The sequence below is a fragment of the Pseudomonas sp. TE50-2 genome (genome assembly GCF_040813665.1).
In the GTDB taxonomy this organism is placed as follows: Bacteria; Pseudomonadota; Gammaproteobacteria; order Pseudomonadales; family Pseudomonadaceae; genus Aquipseudomonas; species Aquipseudomonas soli.
Window position 1 is genome coordinate 212,695 of the sequence record NZ_JBFNXN010000001.1, and the last position, 16,506, is coordinate 229,200.

At 65.8% G+C, this 16,506-nt stretch carries 11 protein-coding genes; 8 read left to right on the forward strand and 3 right to left on the reverse strand.

Annotated elements, in window-relative coordinates:
• Positions 1-30 precede the first annotated feature (30 nt).
• From AAHK21_RS00900 to AAHK21_RS00910, 3 genes are read left to right on the forward strand one after another with little or no spacing between them, the layout of a single operon-like run.
• Complete coding sequence (locus AAHK21_RS00900; RefSeq protein WP_367856055.1) at positions 31-720, forward strand: N-acetyltransferase family protein; 690 nt, start codon at positions 31-33, stop codon at positions 718-720.
• 4 nt (positions 721-724) lie between these two features.
• Entirely contained in the window at positions 725-1,897 is a 1,173-nt protein-coding gene (locus AAHK21_RS00905) for a GNAT family N-acetyltransferase (protein WP_367856056.1), read from the forward strand.
• A complete protein-coding gene (locus tag AAHK21_RS00910) occupies positions 1,869-2,645 on the forward strand; it encodes a ChbG/HpnK family deacetylase (protein ID WP_367856057.1) in 777 nt (258 codons plus the stop codon). The genes AAHK21_RS00905 and AAHK21_RS00910 overlap by 29 nt, the downstream gene beginning before the upstream one ends.
• An 11-nt stretch (positions 2,646-2,656) precedes the next feature.
• Here the strand turns inward: AAHK21_RS00910 and AAHK21_RS00915 are convergent, their stop codons facing one another.
• Positions 2,657-4,711 (reverse strand): putative bifunctional diguanylate cyclase/phosphodiesterase, encoded by a 2,055-nt coding sequence (locus tag AAHK21_RS00915; protein WP_367858925.1) that lies wholly within the window; start codon positions 4,709-4,711, stop codon positions 2,657-2,659.
• Positions 4,712-5,048: 337 nt separating this feature from the next.
• Here AAHK21_RS00915 and AAHK21_RS00920 point away from each other — a divergent pair, with 337 nt between their 5' ends.
• From AAHK21_RS00920 to AAHK21_RS00935, 4 genes are all read left to right on the forward strand, one after another.
• Positions 5,049-8,597: a DUF6543 domain-containing protein gene (locus AAHK21_RS00920; protein ID WP_367856058.1), complete on the forward strand. Its 3,549-nt coding sequence runs from the start codon at positions 5,049-5,051 to the stop codon at positions 8,595-8,597.
• Between the two features lie 97 nt (positions 8,598-8,694).
• On the forward strand, positions 8,695-10,314 hold the full coding sequence (locus AAHK21_RS00925) for an NADP-dependent glyceraldehyde-3-phosphate dehydrogenase (RefSeq protein WP_367856059.1): 1,620 nt from the start codon (positions 8,695-8,697) through the stop codon (positions 10,312-10,314).
• Positions 10,315-10,476: 162 nt separating this feature from the next.
• Entirely contained in the window at positions 10,477-10,944 is a 468-nt protein-coding gene (locus AAHK21_RS00930) for a VOC family protein (RefSeq protein WP_367856060.1), read from the forward strand.
• Between the two features lie 87 nt (positions 10,945-11,031).
• The gene (locus AAHK21_RS00935; protein ID WP_367856061.1) at positions 11,032-12,225 is read left to right on the forward strand and encodes a hypothetical protein; all 1,194 of its coding nucleotides are present in this window, start codon (positions 11,032-11,034) and stop codon (positions 12,223-12,225) included.
• A gap of 124 nt (positions 12,226-12,349) precedes the next feature.
• Here AAHK21_RS00935 and yiaY read toward each other — a convergent pair whose 3' ends face one another.
• Both yiaY and ilvA read right to left on the reverse strand, forming a co-directional pair.
• Entirely contained in the window at positions 12,350-13,498 is a 1,149-nt protein-coding gene (yiaY, locus tag AAHK21_RS00940) for an L-threonine dehydrogenase (protein WP_367856062.1), read from the reverse strand.
• An 82-nt stretch (positions 13,499-13,580) separates the two neighbouring features.
• The gene (gene ilvA / locus AAHK21_RS00945) at positions 13,581-15,143 is read right to left on the reverse strand and encodes a threonine ammonia-lyase, biosynthetic (protein ID WP_367856063.1); all 1,563 of its coding nucleotides are present in this window, start codon (positions 15,141-15,143) and stop codon (positions 13,581-13,583) included.
• A gap of 353 nt (positions 15,144-15,496) precedes the next feature.
• Here ilvA and AAHK21_RS00950 point away from each other — a divergent pair, with 353 nt between their 5' ends.
• Positions 15,497-16,498 (forward strand): FecR domain-containing protein, encoded by a 1,002-nt coding sequence (locus tag AAHK21_RS00950; protein ID WP_367856064.1) that lies wholly within the window; start codon positions 15,497-15,499, stop codon positions 16,496-16,498.
• Positions 16,499-16,506: the final 8 nt, after the last annotated feature.

Sequence of the window (16,506 nt, forward strand, 5' to 3'; positions counted from 1 at the left end):
CACCTCGATCAGCCATGCCCAGGAGGCACCATGACTGCATTCACCAAGATCCAGGACCGCATCAAGCGCAAGGGACTGCGTGACACCCTCGGTAGTGCCTGGCGGCACTACGTCTTCTATCATTGGGAACTGTTGTGGATGGAGCGCGACCTGGTCAGCCCGGTGCCGCCGCACCGGCTCAAGCCCTATGGCGCCCTGCGGGTCGAGCACATCACCGTGCACAACGTGCTTGCCTTCGCCCGCCACTTCGGCGACCGGGTCGAGACCATGCGCGAGCTGGCCGCCGAGGGCCATACCGGGTTGATGTTCCTCGACGACGACAACGACGCCGTGGCATTCATCTGGGGCAGCAGCCGCCATTACCACGACCGTCACTACTACGGTTGCTGGTTCCCGGTCGGGCCGGGGGAGTTCTTCGAGTTCGGCGGCGAGCTGATCCGCAAATACTGGGGTACCGAGCTGTCGGTGGACCTGCAGCTGGAACTGTGGAAGGCCATGGCCGCCCAGGGCTGCACCAAGGTGGTGGACGTGTGCGAGCAGCACAATATCCCGGCGCTCAAGCTGCACCTGCGCATGGGTTATCAGGAACAAGGACGGATCATGAACGTGTACTGCCTGTTCGGCCGCTGGAAGTTCTTCCGCGAAAGCCGCTACACCGCCTCGCGCCTCGAGCCATTGCGCAAGCCGGAAGCTCCGGCCTCCTCGGCCACGGCGGGTTGAGCCCATGGGCCTGCAACTGAAATGGTGCGCGTCGCTGCGCGCCGGCGACTTCCCCGCCGCCGACTACGAGGCGCTGCGCAGGCGCCTGCCCGGCAGCACGCCGTTCAACCACCTCGGCTGGCTGCGCGCCGCCGAGTCTGCCCTGCTGCCGGGCCAGCGGCTGCAGGTCCTGCTCGGCTACCAGGACGAGCGCCTGTGCCTGTGCCTGCCGCTGATCCGCGCCCGCGAACCCTTCGGCCCGCTGTTCGCCCCGGTGGTGCGCCACCTGGGATACCCGCTGAGCGACCGTATCGCCCTGCTCATCGACCTGCCGGCGCTATATGCCGACCAGGTCCTGCAGGCCATACGCAAGCGGCTACCGCATGCCTTGCTGCAATTGAGCGAGGTTCCGGACAACGCCGAGCACGATGGCTGGCTGCGCCAGTGGGCCGGCGCCAGTTCCACCTGGCAGCAGCGCCTGACCTGCCGGGTGCCGGTGCACCGCATCAACGAGCAGGACCGCCAGGAGGTCAGCGGCGACCCGCGCTACAAGCTGCGCCGCGCGCGCAAACGCATCAAGGCCTGCGGTGCCAGCGTGCGCCGGGTCGTCGCCACTTCCGAGAACATGGGTGAACTGCTCGACGCCATCAGCGCCGTCGAAGCGACCAGCTGGAAAGGCAACGACGAGGTCGGCATCTTCTCCGGCCCCCAGCGGCGCCCATGGATGTACCAGGCCTTCACCGCCCTGGCCGAAGAAGGCCTGGTGTGCCTGGTACTGCTGGAGCTGGAGGGGCGCTGCATCAGTTACCGCCTGGGCCTGTTGGAGCGCGGCCGAATCTACGACTACAACCTCGCCTTCGTCCCCGAATACCGTGACCTGGGCAGCGGCCGCGTGCTGCTCGAGGAATGGATTCACTGGGGCCTGGACGAAGACTGGAAGTGGGTCGACGCCTCGCGGGTGAGCCTGGACAACTCCAGCCACCAGTTGCACGAGCGCATGACCGGCCAGGTCGAACAGTGGCGCCTGAGCAGCTACAGCTGGCGCCCCGACGGCGTACTGCTGGGGCTGGCGCTACGCTGCTGGCACTGGCTCAAGCCACGCCTGCGCAGGCGTTCGCCGCGCCAGGAAGCCGATATTGTCGCCCCCACCCTGCCACAGGAGCGCCCGGATGCCATCCCAGGTCATAGTCAACGCTGACGATTTCGGCCTCAGCGCCCACACCAACGCGGTCATCCTGCACGCCTTCCAGGCCGGGTTGATCAGCTCGGCCACGGCCATGGCCAACATGCCAGCCTTCGCCACCGCCTGCATGCTGGCCCAGCAACCGGCGCTCAAGGGACGGGTGGGGTTGCACTTCAACCTCACCTATGGCCGCCCGCTGAGCCAGGCGATTCTCGCCGAGCCGCGCTTCTGCACGCCCCATGGCGAGTTCGACCTGCGCCTGAAACAACGCACCCTGCGCCTGTCGCGCCGCGAGCGGGCCGCCGTGGAAGCGGAACTGGAGGCCCAGTGGAAACACTGCCTGGATCACGGCCTGATGCCCAGTCACCTGGACTCGCACCAGCACGTGCACAACATCTGGCCGGTGGGCGTCATCGTCGCCCGCTTCGCCCGCGCCCAGGGGGTGCCGGTCCGCCTGGCGCGCAATGTGGGGCACAACATCGGGCCGGCCAAGCGCGTGTTCAAGAGCCTGCTCAACCGCCGCCTGCGCCAGCTCGCCGGGAGCACCGCCGACTTCGTCTGCACCCCGGCCGACCTCAAGGCCGGATTGGCCCCCGCGCACGGCGTGCTGGAGGTAGTAGCCCATCCCAGCGCGCTGGGCGGGCACGACTTCGGCGATGCCTACCTGGCCAGCGGCGAATCGCTGCTGGCGTTGGTCGAGCAGCGCCTGGGGCAAGTGCCGCGGGTGGGGTATGCGAGCCTGGGGATGCAGGAGATGGGCTGAAAGCCCACCCGCTATCGCCCCGGCGGCCGATGCCGGCGCTCGTGGTTCTCGGCCAGCCAGCCGCGCAACGCCTCGGCCGGCATCGGCCGCCCGAGCAGGAAACCCTGCCCCTGGTCGCAACCGGCGTGGCGCAGGAAATCGTACTGCTCCTGGGTCTCGATGCCTTCGGCGGTGATGCGAAACCCCAGGGCATGCCCCAGATCGATGATCGCCCTGGCGATGGCCACCGCGTCGTCGTCTGCGGGCAGGTCCTTGATGAAAGCCCGGTCGATCTTCAGGTGGTCGATCGGCAGCGCGCGCAGGTAGGCCAATGACGAATAGCCAGTACCGAAGTCGTCCACCGCCGTGGCCACGCCCATGGCCTGTAATTGCGCCAGCACCGCGCAGGCCTGCTGCTGGCTTTCCATCAGCAGGCTCTCGGTGATTTCCACCTCCAGCAGGTTGGCCGGCAGGCCATGGCGCTCCAGCGCCGAGGCGAGGCTGGTCACGTAGTCGCTACGCTCGATCTGCAAGGCCGCGACGTTGATCGCCAGCGGTCCGGGCAGGCCATCACTGGCCCGCCATTCGGCCAACTGGGCGCAGGCCAGTTCCAGCACCCGCTCGCCGAGCGGGATGATCAACCCGGTGCGTTCGGCCAGGGGGATGAACTCCCCCGGCGAAATCAGGCCATGTTCCGGATCGCGCCAGCGCAGCAGCGCCTCGACGCCCTCCAGCTGCCCGCTGAACAGATCAACCTTGGGCTGGTACCACAGCTCGAATTCATTGTGCTCCAGCGCCCGACGCAGGTTGCGCTCCAGCTCCAGGCGCTGCTGCAGGCGCTCGGTCATGTCCGGATGATAAGGCCGCCAGGCGTCGCGGCCGGCCTCCTTGGCGGCGTACATGGCGGTGTCAGCATGGCGCAACAGGCTGTCGGCGTCCTCGCCATGCTGCGGGCACCAGGCCAGACCGATGCTGCCGGTGACCAGGGCGGCGTTGCCATTGAGGTCGAATGGCCGCTGCAGGCAGCGCAGCAAGGCGCGGACCTGCTGGTTCACCTGCCCCTGGGCGCCCTGCAGCATGAACACGAACTCGTCGCCGCCCAGCCGGCAGAGCCGGTCCTGGCTGTCGAGTTCCTGCAGGAAGCGTGCGGTCGCCTGCTGCAGCAGCAGGTCGCCCATCGGGTGCCCCAGGCTGTCATTGACCTGCTTGAAACCGTCGATGTCGAGCATCAGCACCGCCAAGCCATGGCCCTGCAGGATGGCCGTGCTCAGTTGCTGCTGGAACAGGATGCGGTTGGGCAGCCCGGTGATGGTGTCGTAATGGGCCAGGCGTTCGAGCTGGGCCTGGTAGCGCTGCAGCTCGCGATTGCGTTGCTCGAGCAGACGCTGCTTGCGATTGAGCTGCGCGACGAACAGGCTGAACACACCCGTGCAGCTCAAGGCGAACAGGAACAGCGGCGAGCCGAACAGGTCCAGCCCCGACCAGCCACCCCGTGGCGCGGCGACCAGTTGCCAGAGGCCGCCCGGTACCTCCACCGTCATCTTCACCTGCGGTTCGTCGAACAGCCGAGGATCGCCCCAGATCAGCGCGCCTTCGGCGCCCTTGCCATCGCCCCCGCGCACGGCCAGCTCGAACTCGGTGTCCGGACGCAGCCCCGCCGTGAGCAGCAATCGATCAATATCGGCAACAATCGATACATTGCCCCAGTAAAAGCGCACGCCGCGCTTGCCGGTGACGAACACCGGTCGCCGGTAGATCAACCCCCGCCCACCCTGATACAGCTGCAGCGGGCCGGCCAGCACCGGCTGGGCCTGTTCGCGGGCCGAGCGCAGCAGGGGAAACTGTTCCGGCAACTGGCGGTAATCCAGCCCGATCAGCCGCTCGTTACCGGGCAACGGGTAGACATCACTGATCACATCATCCGGCGCCAGCGCGATATGGCGCATGTACGGCACCGACTGCAAGGCATCGCGGGCCATGCCATGGAAATGCGCGGGGCTGATGCCGCCGTCGGCACTGATCAGCTGGGCGATGCCTTCGGCCTCGCCGAACGCCGCGCCCAGCTGCGCCTCCAGCGCACCACGCATCCCCGCCAGGTGGGCTGCCAGGTTGCCCAGTTGCTCACTGCGCTCGCGCTGCGCGTCGAGGTGACCCAGGGCGACCGAAAGGCCGATGCCCACCAGGGCAAGACCGACCGGCAACAGGCGGTTGAGCGTGTGCCGCCAGGTGCCGGATGGCACGTGCGCGGGTTCAGGAGAATGCTGGGGAATGGTCATAGGCAGGCGATGGCAGTCGATTTAGCAGTTATCGGCGTTGCGCGGCCAATATTGAGGCCTGTTTTCCCAGCCCGCGGGCCGGGATGCATATGCACCACCGTCGATGCCATCGCGGCTGCTCTGATGCGGACTTTGCGAGGAGCCAAACATGACATCGGATACCCCCAACCCGCACCAACCTATCCTTGAGCGCCGCCTGCCGGCCTGGGCGCGGGAAGCCACGCCCGAACACTGGCAGCGGCTGCACGAAGGCATCATGCCGTCCCAGGGCCTGCCCGACAGCGAGGCGGCCTGGTTCGCCAATGCCGTGCCCCACCTGCGCGAAGCAGTCAAGGCCAGCCAGGCTCGCCTGATGCGCAGCCAACGCACGCTGGCCAGGCACCTGCGCGGCCTGAAGAACATCAACGAGTTCGCCGAACCCCTGCTCGCCGAGCGCCTGCGCAGGCAACACGGCTTGAGCACGCCGCTGCGCAGCACGTCGCTGATTGTGGTCAAGCGGTTCTATACCTTCCAGGTCTACACCATCCATCACGAACACCGTAGCCTGCTGCAGGCCGCCCTGCAGAATTTCGCTGAAAACCTCACCTTCGATCGCGACAGCGCGCTCGCCCTGGAGGGCGACTGGCAGGTGAAGGAAAGCCTGGTCACCGGCAAGACCACGCTCGGCGACAGCATGACCGAAGTCGATATCGAGCTGCCCAGCGAGCAGATCCGCATCAAGCCACTGGCCCTGTCACCAGCAGCCTTTGCCAGCACCTGCCGTGAACTGGATATTGGACAGCGTTACCAGGCCCATCTCGATACCCTGTTCACGTCCCCGCTCGTTCGCCCGGCGGCGGTTCGCGTTCATAAGGCCAGCCTGCGCCTGGCGGCAGACCTGGCGCGGGTACGCAACCAGCTGGATGGTAAAGGCCGGGACGCGATACAGGCGTTGCTCGACGATGGGAAGGCGCTGGCCTGCAGTCAGCTGAGCCTGTTCGGCATCACCCTGCACGAGGCGATCCTGATCGATACTGGTACAGCCGGCGTGCTGCTCTATCTACCGGGTCAGGCCGACAGCCTGCGCGCCTTTGACGACCTCGATGCCTTGTACCGGCAACTGCAGGCTGACCTGCAACAGGCAGCGTTTCGTCAAGGCTTCATGGACTACGTGCCACACGAGCAGCAAGGCACATTTGCCAGCCGGCTTCGCCAAAACGCGGATGCCGACCTGCATGCGTGCGCCGTGCCGATCGACGGCAACCTGTACGACTTCCTCCACGCCGACCATGTGGCGCGTCTGCGACACGAAGCCCTGCAACTGGCAGTACCCAGCGCACAGGCCGACGAGCAGGCACGCAAAGCACGCAAGGCTATCTGGGACAAGGCAGGCCTCGACATGCTGATGATCGCCGGGATGTTCGTCCCGGCGCTGGGCACGATCATGACGGCAGTGATGGCGTATCAACTGCTGGATGAAGCCTACGAGGGCTATGAAGCCTGGCAGGTCGGTGACCGCGAAGAGGCCTTCGGCCACTTCAAGTCGGTGGCGCTCAACCTGGCCGTTATCGGTGGCCTGCATCTGGCAGGCAAGGCGCTGAGACACCTGGCGGGCAGCCCGTTGCTCGAAGGCCTCGACCCGGTCACCCTCGATGACGGCAGCCAACGCCTGTGGCGACCCGACCTGACCGGCTACCGCAGTGCGGTGGCGCTGCCAGAGGAACTCGAGGCCAATGCACAGGGGCAGTTCCTGCACCAGGGGCGCCACTTCATTCGCATGGATGGACACCTCTACGAGCAGCGCCTGGATACGCGTCAGGGGCAATGGCGCATCGTCCACCCCGATGACGGCGCCGCCTTCCAGCCGCCACTTGAACATAATGGCGCAGGCGCCTGGCGCGGCAGCCATGAGCAACCCCGCGACTGGTCGCTGGCGACCTTGGTCCGGCGCCTGGACAGCCGCCTGCAACACATGCCGGATGTTGCGCTCGAAGGCGCGGCCAGGGCCAATGGCTTGGGTACCCCCGCCCTACGCCAGCTGCACCTGGCAAACAACCCGCCACCCGCCGCGCTGCGCGCGACACTCGAGCGCCTGCACCTGGCCAAGGTCAGTGACGGCGTCGAGCAAGCCGCACTGGAAGGACTGCACATTCCCCAACTGGCCAACGGGCACAGCGAACGGTTGATCATCAATGCCATGGCCGATCTGCCGGGCTGGCCTAGCGAACTGCGTCTCGAGCTGCGCGCCGCATCCCCCCGGGGGCCGGTGCTGCTTGCCGCCGGAGCGGAAAATGCCAGTCGTACCTGCACCGTGCTCAAGTCGGCTGACGGTTACGAAGCCTACCTGGGCGATAGACCGGTCGCATTGCGCCAGGACAACGATCTGTGTCGGGCGATCGTGCAAGCGTTGTCCTCGGTTGATCGTCAGGCCCTTGGGCTGACTACCAGCGGCGCCAATGAACTGCGCCAACAAATTCACGATCTGGTCGTGGCCGACCGCGCCTTGGCCAGGCGCCTGCTGGGCAGCCATTTGCCTGGATGGGGCAAGCGCGGTCGGTTACGCGGCGGCATGGAGGCGCCGGCGCCTGAGGCCCCCCGCTTCGAAGTCGGCGCACTCTTTCGCCGCTACCGACAGCTGTACCCTGAGACCGCCGACCACCAGGTCAACGAACAGCTGGGCCAGTGGCTCGAGGCTGGCCTGGATCCGGCACGGCAACTTGAGGATCTGGAACAGCAGTTGCTGGAGTTCCGCAGCCAGATGCGCGCCTGGGCTGGCAATGACCCCTTGCGCCATGCCGCCGCCCGACGGTTGGTCAGCAACTGGCAGCAGATCTCGGAGTACTCGGAGGAGGAAGGGCTTGGCATTCACCTGATCAGCCTGACCGACCTGGAACTGACCAACGAAGACCTGGCCACCTTGGCACTACCAGACCGCTTCACCCATATCGAGCGAGTCGACCTAGGCGCAAACCCCGGCTTGAGCCAATTGCCTGCCGAGTTTCTCGAACGGTTTCCAGGGTTGCAACGCCTGCATCTGGTTGGTTGCGGCTTCGAGCAGTTGCCAGCAATTGCCGCTCCGCAAACGTTGGAATGGCTTGATATGCAGGGTAACAATCTGGTCTGGAACGACGCGAATCAAGCGGCCCTGGACCGTCTCGACGCGCTTCGCATGCTGGACCTGTCGCGCAACCCGCTGGCCCGCAGTCCCGACCTCAATCGCCTGGGCGAACTGGATGTGCTCAACCTCAACAGTTGCGAACTCGTCGATTGGCCCAGCGGTATTCGTAGCGACGAAGACTGGCAACCTGTCGTCTTCGACCTGCGTGACAACCGCTTCGCCAGCTTGCCGCAGGAGCTGCATCTATCGCGGGTGGCGGCCCAGAACCTGTGGCTGGAAAGCGCGGACCTCAGCGAGCGGGTCAATCAGCAGATCCAGGCCTATTACGTTCAGCACGGCATCGACTTGCTGGTCGCCGACGCCGACTACGAGGAAATGCTGGAGGACACCGATGCCGACGACAGGGCCATCTGGAACGCGCTGCCGCTGCAATATCGTCGCGAGCTACGTGACCTGCAGGATCTGCCAGACTACGATCATGGCCGGTTGTGGCAACGGCTGCGCACCTTTGCGGATCCCCGAGCCATGGATTATGCCCTGACGATCGGCGCAATGAGGCTGCTGGAGGCCGAGGCGTTCCCGCCGCCGTTCGAGGAGTGATCGGCAACGACGGCGCCGGGCTGGTAATTTTCCGGAGGTCGGCGCATGCTCGCAAGCTGAAGCGTTTCATCATCCGGATTTGAGAGGTGCAGTACCCATGGACCGTCTGCTCGACTCGCTGTTTCCCGCCCTCGAGGACATCCCCGAGGCCTGGCGCCTCGGCTCGCCCCTGGAGCAACGCGACTATCTGGTCAACGGTGAACTGCGGCACTGGGACGGCCCCCTGGCCACCGTGCGCAGCCCGGTGTGGCTCAAGGAAGGCGACAGTGAGCGCCAGGTCATCCTCGGCAGTGCTCCCCTGCTCGACGCCGACACCGCACTCACCGCGCTCGACGCGGCCGTGGCTGCCTACGACAAGGGCCGCGGCGCCTGGCCGAACATGCGCGTGGCCGAGCGTATCGGGCATGTCGAAACCTTCCTGGCGCGCATGCGTGAGCAACGCACGGCGGTGGTCAAGCTGCTGATGTGGGAGATCGGCAAGAACCTCAAGGATTCGGAGAAGGAGTTCGACCGCACCTGCGACTACATCGTCGACACCATCGAGGCGCTCAAGGACCTCGACCGTCGCTCCAGCCGCTTCGAGCTCGAACAGGGCACCCTTGGCCAGATCCGCCGCGCACCGCTGGGCGTGGCGCTGTGCATGGGCCCGTACAACTACCCGCTCAACGAAACCTTCACCACGCTGATCCCGGCGCTGATCATGGGCAACACCGTGGTGTTCAAGCCGGCCAAGTTCGGCGTGCTGTTGATCCGCCCATTGCTCGAAGCCTTCCGTGACAGCTTCCCGCCCGGGGTGATCAACGTCATCTACGGGCGCGGCCGCGAGACCGTCAGCGCGCTGATGGCCAGCGGCAAGGTCGACGTGTTCGCCTTCATCGGCACCCACAAGGCCGCCAGCGACCTGAAGAAGCTCCACCCACGCCCGCACCGCCTGCGCGCGGCGCTGGGCCTGGACGCCAAGAACCCCGGCATCGTTTTGCCCCAGGTCGACCTCGACAACGCCGTCGAAGAGGCCGTCACCGGCGCCCTGTCGTTCAACGGCCAGCGTTGCACCGCGTTGAAGATCCTGTTCGTCCACGAGGACGTGGTCGACTCATTCCTCGACAAGTTCCAGCGCAAGCTCGCCGCGCTCAAGCCCGGCATGCCCTGGGAGCCCGGCGTGGCGCTGACGCCGCTGCCCGAACCCGGCAAGCTCGATTACCTCGACGGCCTGGTGGCCGACGCCACCGCCAAGGGCGCCCGGGTGCTCAACGAAGGTGGTGGGCAAAGTCGCGGCTCGTTCTTCTACCCTGCGCTGCTCTACCCGGTCAGCCAGGACATGCGCGTCTATCACGAGGAACAGTTCGGCCCGCTGGTGCCAGTGGTGCCCTACCGCGACCTGCAGAGCGTGATCGACTACGTGCTCGATTCCGACTACGGCCAGCAGCTGAGCCTGTTCGGCAACGACCCACAGACCATCGGCGCGCTGGTCGATACCTTCGCCAACCAGGTCGGCCGGATCAACCTCAACGCCCAGTGCCAGCGTGGGCCGGATACCTATCCGTTCAACGGCCGCAAGAACAGCGCCGAAGGGACCTTGTCGGTGCATGACGCATTGCGCGTGTTCTCCATTCGCACCTTGGTCGCGACCAAGTTCCAGGCAGCGAACAAGGAGTTGATCAGCGAGATCATCCGCAACCGGCAGTCGAGCTTCCTGACCACCGACTACATCTTCTGAACAAAGCCGCCACCTCCGCCTTTGCGAAAACGTGGAGGCGGTCCGTTTTTATAGGCAATCGATCTAAACCTCAGGTCGATTTCCTGCCTGCCTGTACGACTCTAATTCACCACCGTAGCGCAATGCGCATATGGTCCACCCAAGTGAAAGGAGAGCACGTAAATGGCAGTCAAACCCATTCCCGAAGGCCAGCACAGCCTGACCCCGTACCTCGGCATCAAGGACGCCGCCAAGGCCATCGAGTTCTACAAGAAGGCCTTTGGCGCCGTCGAGATGTTCCGCCTCGAAGACCCCCAAGGCCGCGTCGGCCATGCCGAACTGAAAATCGGCGATTCCTCGCTGATGCTCGGCGACCCCTGCGACATGCCAAACACCCTCAAGCCCAGCCAGACCATCGAACACCCGGCCGTCGGCCTGCACCTGTATGTCGCGGACTGCGACAAGATCTACGCCCAGGCAATCGCTGCTGGCGCCAAGCCGATGAGCGAGGTGAAGGATCAATTTTATGGCGACCGTAGCGGCACGCTGAAAGATCCGTTCAACAACATGTGGTTCATCTCCACCCACAAGGAAGACCTGAGCGTCGAGGAAATCCGCGCCCGCGCCGCGAAAATGTTCGACGCCAGTTGAGCGGCAAGCTTCGAGCCACAAGCTTCAAGTTGAAAGCCGCCGCGCTTTGCTTGAAGCTTGGGGCTTGTAGCTTGGAGCTGCCCCTCAATGCGAATCATCGAAAAATCCGGCGCCCTGGTGCGCAGCCTGACCCCGGCAGAGGACGAACTGCTGGTGGGCTTTGCCCGCGGCACCCTCACCGGCCCGCGCCTGTTGCAGGCCAACCAATGGCTGATGAAGATACGCAGCGCCAACCAATGGCTGGCCTGCGACTGCCGCAAGGATGCCCTGCCGGTGCTCAACGTCTCGTTGAACGGCAGCACCGGCACCCTGTTCCTGCGCAACAACCCCGAAACCCCCGAGCACAGCCCAGGCTGCCCGTTCAGCAAGGATGAGCGCGAGGCCGGCGAACGCGCCGATGAAAACGCCGCCCCGGCCGCCTGGCTGGCGCCGGATGCGCCACTGCGCCTGCTCGGCGACTATCGCCGCGCCAGTGACGGCGAGGCACCTGCAACGCCACGCGAGCCCGGCGAGCGCCGCGAGCAACAGCGCCTGCTGTCGCTGCTGCTGACCTGGATCGAGGCCAGCGGCCTGAACGTCTACGCCACCCACCTGAAAAAGGACCTCACCGCGCAGTTCGCCGACCTGCGCACTGTCGCCAACCGCTACCCGCTGCTGGAGCGGGTGCCCGCCAGCAACTACCTGGAAACCCGCCTGGACATGAAGCACATGATGATGCTCAAGGCGCGCCTGCGCGAGGCCACGGTGTTCGGCAACCACCGTCGGCACGGCCTGCTGCTCGACTGCGTGGACCAGGTCAAGGGACGCAAGTTGTTCAACAACCGCAGCGAGGACGGCTTCGACTTCCAGGGCCACCACCAGTACTGGGGCGGCAACCGCGCCAGCGGGCCACTGCTGGCCCTGGCGCTGTATTCTCCGGCCACCGCCGGCAGCCATTTCTACGAACTGATCCACGTCGCCAGCGTGCCGGTGCTGTCACGCGGTCACCTGTTCCCGGTGTACCGCGATGAAGAGCGCGAGCCGCTCAAGGCACTGGTGTCGCTGATCGACTGGATGGCGAGCAAGGGCGTGAAGGTGTTGATGCGCCGCCCGGTGATCGGCGGCCAGGTGATGGATGAACTGGTGCTGACCTCGGACCAGGACCGGGTGCTGTCGGTGTCGCTGCTGGAGCAGCCGATCGGACCGGAACCGGATGCCGAGAACTTCAAGCGCTATGCCGACTTCAAGAGCCTGGACACCTTCCGCAAATATGTGGCCGGGTTCTTCATGCGTGAACGCTGATTTATAGATTCTCAGGAGCTTTGCGGTGTTCAGTTGTAGGTATGGGGTGTCTGTTAGACCGAGCGCCGCGCGGGCGGCGCTCGGTTCCACAGACGCACATCCCCTATCGGTGATCACCTAAAGGCTAGAACGCCGCCTTGAAGATCGCCTCGATCTCCACCTGGCTGGCCACCCGTGGATTGGTCAGCCCGCAGGCATCCTTCAGTGCATTGGCCGCCAGCACCGGTACATCCTCGACCTTGGCCCCCAGTCCCGCCAGCCCGGCCGGGATGCCGATGGCCGCCGCCAGGTGCTCGATGGCCGAAATCGCAGCGCCGGCCCCCTGCTCGGCGTCCAGCGCGCAGACCTTCACCCCCATGGCCTTGGCCACATCACGCAGGCGTGCGGCGCTGACCTTGGCATTGAAGCGCTGCACATGGGGCAGCAGCACCGCGTTGCACACGCCATGGGGCAAGTCGTAGAAGCCACCCAACTGGTGGGCCATGGCATGCACATAGCCCAGCGAGGCATTGTTGAACGCCATGCCCGCGAGGAACTGGGCGTAGGCCATGTTCTCCCGCGCCACCAGGTCACCGCCGTCGGCAACCGCCTGGCGCAGGTTGGCACTGACCAGACTGATGGCCTTGAGCGCGCAGGCATCGGTGATCGGCGTGGCGGCGGTGGACACATAGGCCTCGATGGCGTGGGTCAAGGCATCCATGCCCGTGGCCGCGGTGAGCCCCTTGGGCATGCCGACCATCAGCGCCGGATCGTTCACCGACAGGATCGGCGTGACGTTGCGGTCGACGATGGCCATTTTCACGTGGCGCGCCTCGTCGGTGATGATGCAGAAGCGGGTCATTTCGCTGGCGGTGCCCGCCGTGGTGTTGATCGCGATCAGCGGCAGCTGCGGCTTGCTCGAGCGGTCGACGCCCTCGTAGTCGCTGATATGCCCGCCGTTGGTGGCGCACAGCGCGATGCCCTTGGCGCAGTCGTGGGGCGAGCCACCGCCCAGGGAGATCACGCAGTCACAGCCCTCGCGGCGCAGCATCGCCAGGCCCGCTTCGACGTTGGCGATGCTCGGGTTGGGCTTGGCGCCGTCGAACACCCGCGAATCGATGTCGCGCATGGCCAGCATGCCGGCGATGCGCTCGGCCACACCGGCCTTGGCCAGCCCGACGTCGGTGACGATCAGCGCCTTGCGCAGGCCATAGCCGGCAATCGCCGCCATCGCCTCTTCAAGGCAGTCGATGCCCATGATGTTTACGGCGGGGATGAAGAACGTGCTGCTCATGGCCGGGGTCCTCTCAAGCTGACGGTAGGTTTTCAGCATCCGCCGGAATGGGCAGGTGGGCATTGATCCAGCGCAACCCGGCCTACCCCATGAACAACCGATACGCCGGATTCTCCGTCTCGTCCCAGTACTGGTACCCCATCTCGTCCAGTGCCCGTGGCAGCCCGGCCAGCTCGTCCTCGGGCACTTCCAGCCCGGCGAACACCCGCGCCTGTGCCGCGCCATGGTTGCGATAGTGGAACAGGCTGATGTTCCAGCGCTTGCCCAGCCGTTCGAGGAAGCCCAGCAATGCCCCCGGGCGCTCGGGGAACTCGAAGCGCAGCACGCGCTCGCCCGCGCCAGGTGCCGCGTGGCCGCCGACGGTGTGGCGCACATGCAGCTTGGCCAGTTCGTTGTCGGTCAGGTCGAGCACCTGGTAGCCCTGTTCGCCCAGGCTGGCCAGCAACTGTTGCCGTGGGTCCTGCTGCGGATGGGTCTGCACGCCGACGAACAGGCGTGCCTCCTTGCCTGGGTAGTAGCGATAGTTGAACTCGGTGATCTGGCGCTTGCCCAGGGCCAGGCAGAATGCGCGGAAACTGCCGGGGCGCTCGGGGATGGTCACGGCGATGATCGCCTCGCGCTGCTCGCCCAGCTCGGCGCGCTCGGCCACATGGCGCAGGCGGTCGAAGTTGACGTTGGCGCCGGAGTCGATGGCCACCAGGGTCTGCCCTTGCAACCCTTCACGGGCCACGTAGCGCTTGATGCCGGCCACTGCCAGGGCTCCGGAAGGCTCGGTGATCGAGCGGGTGTCGTCGTAGATGTCCTTGATCGCGGCGCACAGTTCGTCGCTGCCGACCGTCACCACCTCGTCGACAAAGTGGCGACACAGCTCGAAGCAGTGCGCCCCCACCTGCGCCACCGCCACCCCGTCGGCAAAGGTGCCGACCTGCGGCAGGACCACCCGCTCGCCTGCGGCCATGGCGGCCTGCAGGCAGTTGGAGTCTTGCGGTTCGACGCCGATCACCTTGACCTCCGGGCGCAGGTACTTGACGTAGGCGGCGATCCCGGCGACCAGGCCACCGCCGCCGACGGGGACGAAGATCGCATGCAGCGGGCCCGGGTGCTGGCGCAGGATCTCCATGGCCACGGTCCCCTGCCCGGCGATGACGTCGGGATCGTCGAACGGCGGTACGAAGGTGGCGCCGTCGCGATCGGCCAGTTGCAGGGCGTGGGCCAATGCGTGCGGAAAGCTCTCGCCGTGCAGCACCACATGGCCACCCCGCGAGCGCACGCCTTCGACCTTGAGCGAAGGTGTGGTGGTCGGCATGACGATGGTGGCCTTGATGCCCAGGTGCGACGCGGCCAGGGCCACACCCTGGGCATGGTTGCCGGCCGAAGCGGTGATCACGCCGCGGGCGCGCTGTTCGGGGGTCAGGCGTGACAGACGGGTGTAGGCGCCGCGGATCTTGAAGGAGAACGTCGGTTGCAGGTCTTCGCGCTTGAGCAGGATCTGGTTGCCCAGGCTGGCCGACAGGGCCGGCGCCGCTTGCAAGGGGGTTTCGATGGCCAGGTCGTAAACCGGCGCCGAGAGAATCCGGCGCACTTGCTCGGACAGCAGTTGCCGGGGGGTTGCCGGGGTACGTGGGGCGGCGCTGAGGCTGGTCATCGATGACTCCTGGTTTTTTTGTCGTGCCCAGGAGTCAGAGAGAAGAAACCCGCCTCCAGGGCGGGTTCAGTGCATGTGTGCGCTAGCCCGCCAATCTGATAATGGCGGTAATAATGCTGAGGGCGCTGTACTGCGGGAATAGGTTCATGGGCTGGGAAACTAGCGTGTGGCGCAAGAAAAAGTCAAGGCTTGGCGCTACCGCCCTTGTCGAAGCTCACGAAGTCCCTGCCCAGTCGCAGATGAAATCCAACCGCAGATACGACGAAAAACTGCACAATTGATAGTCATTCGCCATTAACTCGTTCTCGGAACCCCCCGCCCGGGGGTAGAATGCCGCAAAACCGGGAGCCGCGATGAACCACGACCGCCACATTCCAAGCGAAGACGATGCAATCACCGATGCCGCCGCGCATTGGTGCATGCGCCTGCACGCCGACGATTGCACGGCGGCCGAGCGTGAGGCGTTCGGCCAGTGGTTGGCGGCCGACCCGCGGCATGCCGAGGAATACCAGGCGATGCTGGAGATCTGGGACACCGCCGACCTTCTGCCGCGCAGCGCCCAGGTGGTCCCGCTGCCCGTGCGGCGCCCGGTGGCGACGCGCCAGTGGCGCCCGTTCGCCTCCGCCGCGGCCATCGCCCTGCTCGCCCTGCCGCTGGCCGGCTGGGTCGGCTGGGAACAGGGTTGGCTGCCCAACAGCTACCAGCATTTCGAAGCCAGCGACCACCTGCGGCAGGTGCGCCTGAGCGACGGCAGCAGCGTCGAGCTGAATCTCCACAGCGAGCTGCGCTTCCTGAACTTCAAGGATGAGCGCCAAGTCACCCTGATCAAGGGCGAGGCGTTCTTCAAGGTCACCCACGACAGCAGCCACCCGTTCATCGTCCACGCCGCCAACGGCCAGACCCGGGTCACCGGGACCCAGTTCAACGTGTGGAAATACGAAGACCAGGTCAAGGTGACGTTGGTGGAAGGTTCGGTGCTGGTCAGCAGCGGTGGCAACGCCGGCGGCTATCGCCTTGGCCCGGGCATGCAGGCCAGCTACCACAAGGGCGATTTCGAACCCGAGCTGAACCAGAGCGACGACTACGCCAACAGCCTGGCCTGGCGCAGTGGCAGGCTGGTGCTGGACAACCTCAGCCTCGGCCAGGCGTTGCCAGTGATCAATCGCTACCTGGACAAGCCGCTGATGCTGGCCGACGACAGCACCGCGAGCATTCGCATCAGTGGCGTCTACAGCACCCGCGAGGTCGAACGCCTGGTCGACACGCTGCCCAAGGTGCTGCCGGTGTACCTGACCCGCAGCAAGGACGGCAGTACCGTCCTCAACCGCATCGTGCCGGCGCCGACCCGCGGCTGAATCCGCGA

Bases quoted from the DNA above. Each gene is read 5' to 3' on its own strand.
- AAHK21_RS00900 (WP_367856055.1), top strand. From the start codon at position 31: ATGACTGCATTCACCAAGATCCAGGACCGCATCAAGCGCAAGGGACTG.
- AAHK21_RS00905 (WP_367856056.1), top strand. From the start codon at position 725: ATGGGCCTGCAACTGAAATGGTGCGCGTCGCTGCGCGCCGGCGACTTC.
- AAHK21_RS00910 (WP_367856057.1), top strand. From the start codon at position 1,869: ATGCCATCCCAGGTCATAGTCAACGCTGACGATTTCGGCCTCAGCGCC.
- AAHK21_RS00915 (WP_367858925.1), bottom strand. From the start codon at position 4,711: ATGCGTGGTGCGCTGGAGGCGCAGCTGGGCGCGGCGTTCGGCGAGGCC.
- AAHK21_RS00920 (WP_367856058.1), top strand. From the start codon at position 5,049: ATGACATCGGATACCCCCAACCCGCACCAACCTATCCTTGAGCGCCGC.
- AAHK21_RS00925 (WP_367856059.1), top strand. From the start codon at position 8,695: ATGGACCGTCTGCTCGACTCGCTGTTTCCCGCCCTCGAGGACATCCCC.
- AAHK21_RS00930 (WP_367856060.1), top strand. From the start codon at position 10,477: ATGGCAGTCAAACCCATTCCCGAAGGCCAGCACAGCCTGACCCCGTAC.
- AAHK21_RS00935 (WP_367856061.1), top strand. From the start codon at position 11,032: ATGCGAATCATCGAAAAATCCGGCGCCCTGGTGCGCAGCCTGACCCCG.
- yiaY (WP_367856062.1), bottom strand. From the start codon at position 13,498: ATGAGCAGCACGTTCTTCATCCCCGCCGTAAACATCATGGGCATCGAC.
- ilvA (WP_367856063.1), bottom strand. From the start codon at position 15,143: ATGACCAGCCTCAGCGCCGCCCCACGTACCCCGGCAACCCCCCGGCAA.
- AAHK21_RS00950 (WP_367856064.1), top strand. From the start codon at position 15,497: ATGAACCACGACCGCCACATTCCAAGCGAAGACGATGCAATCACCGAT.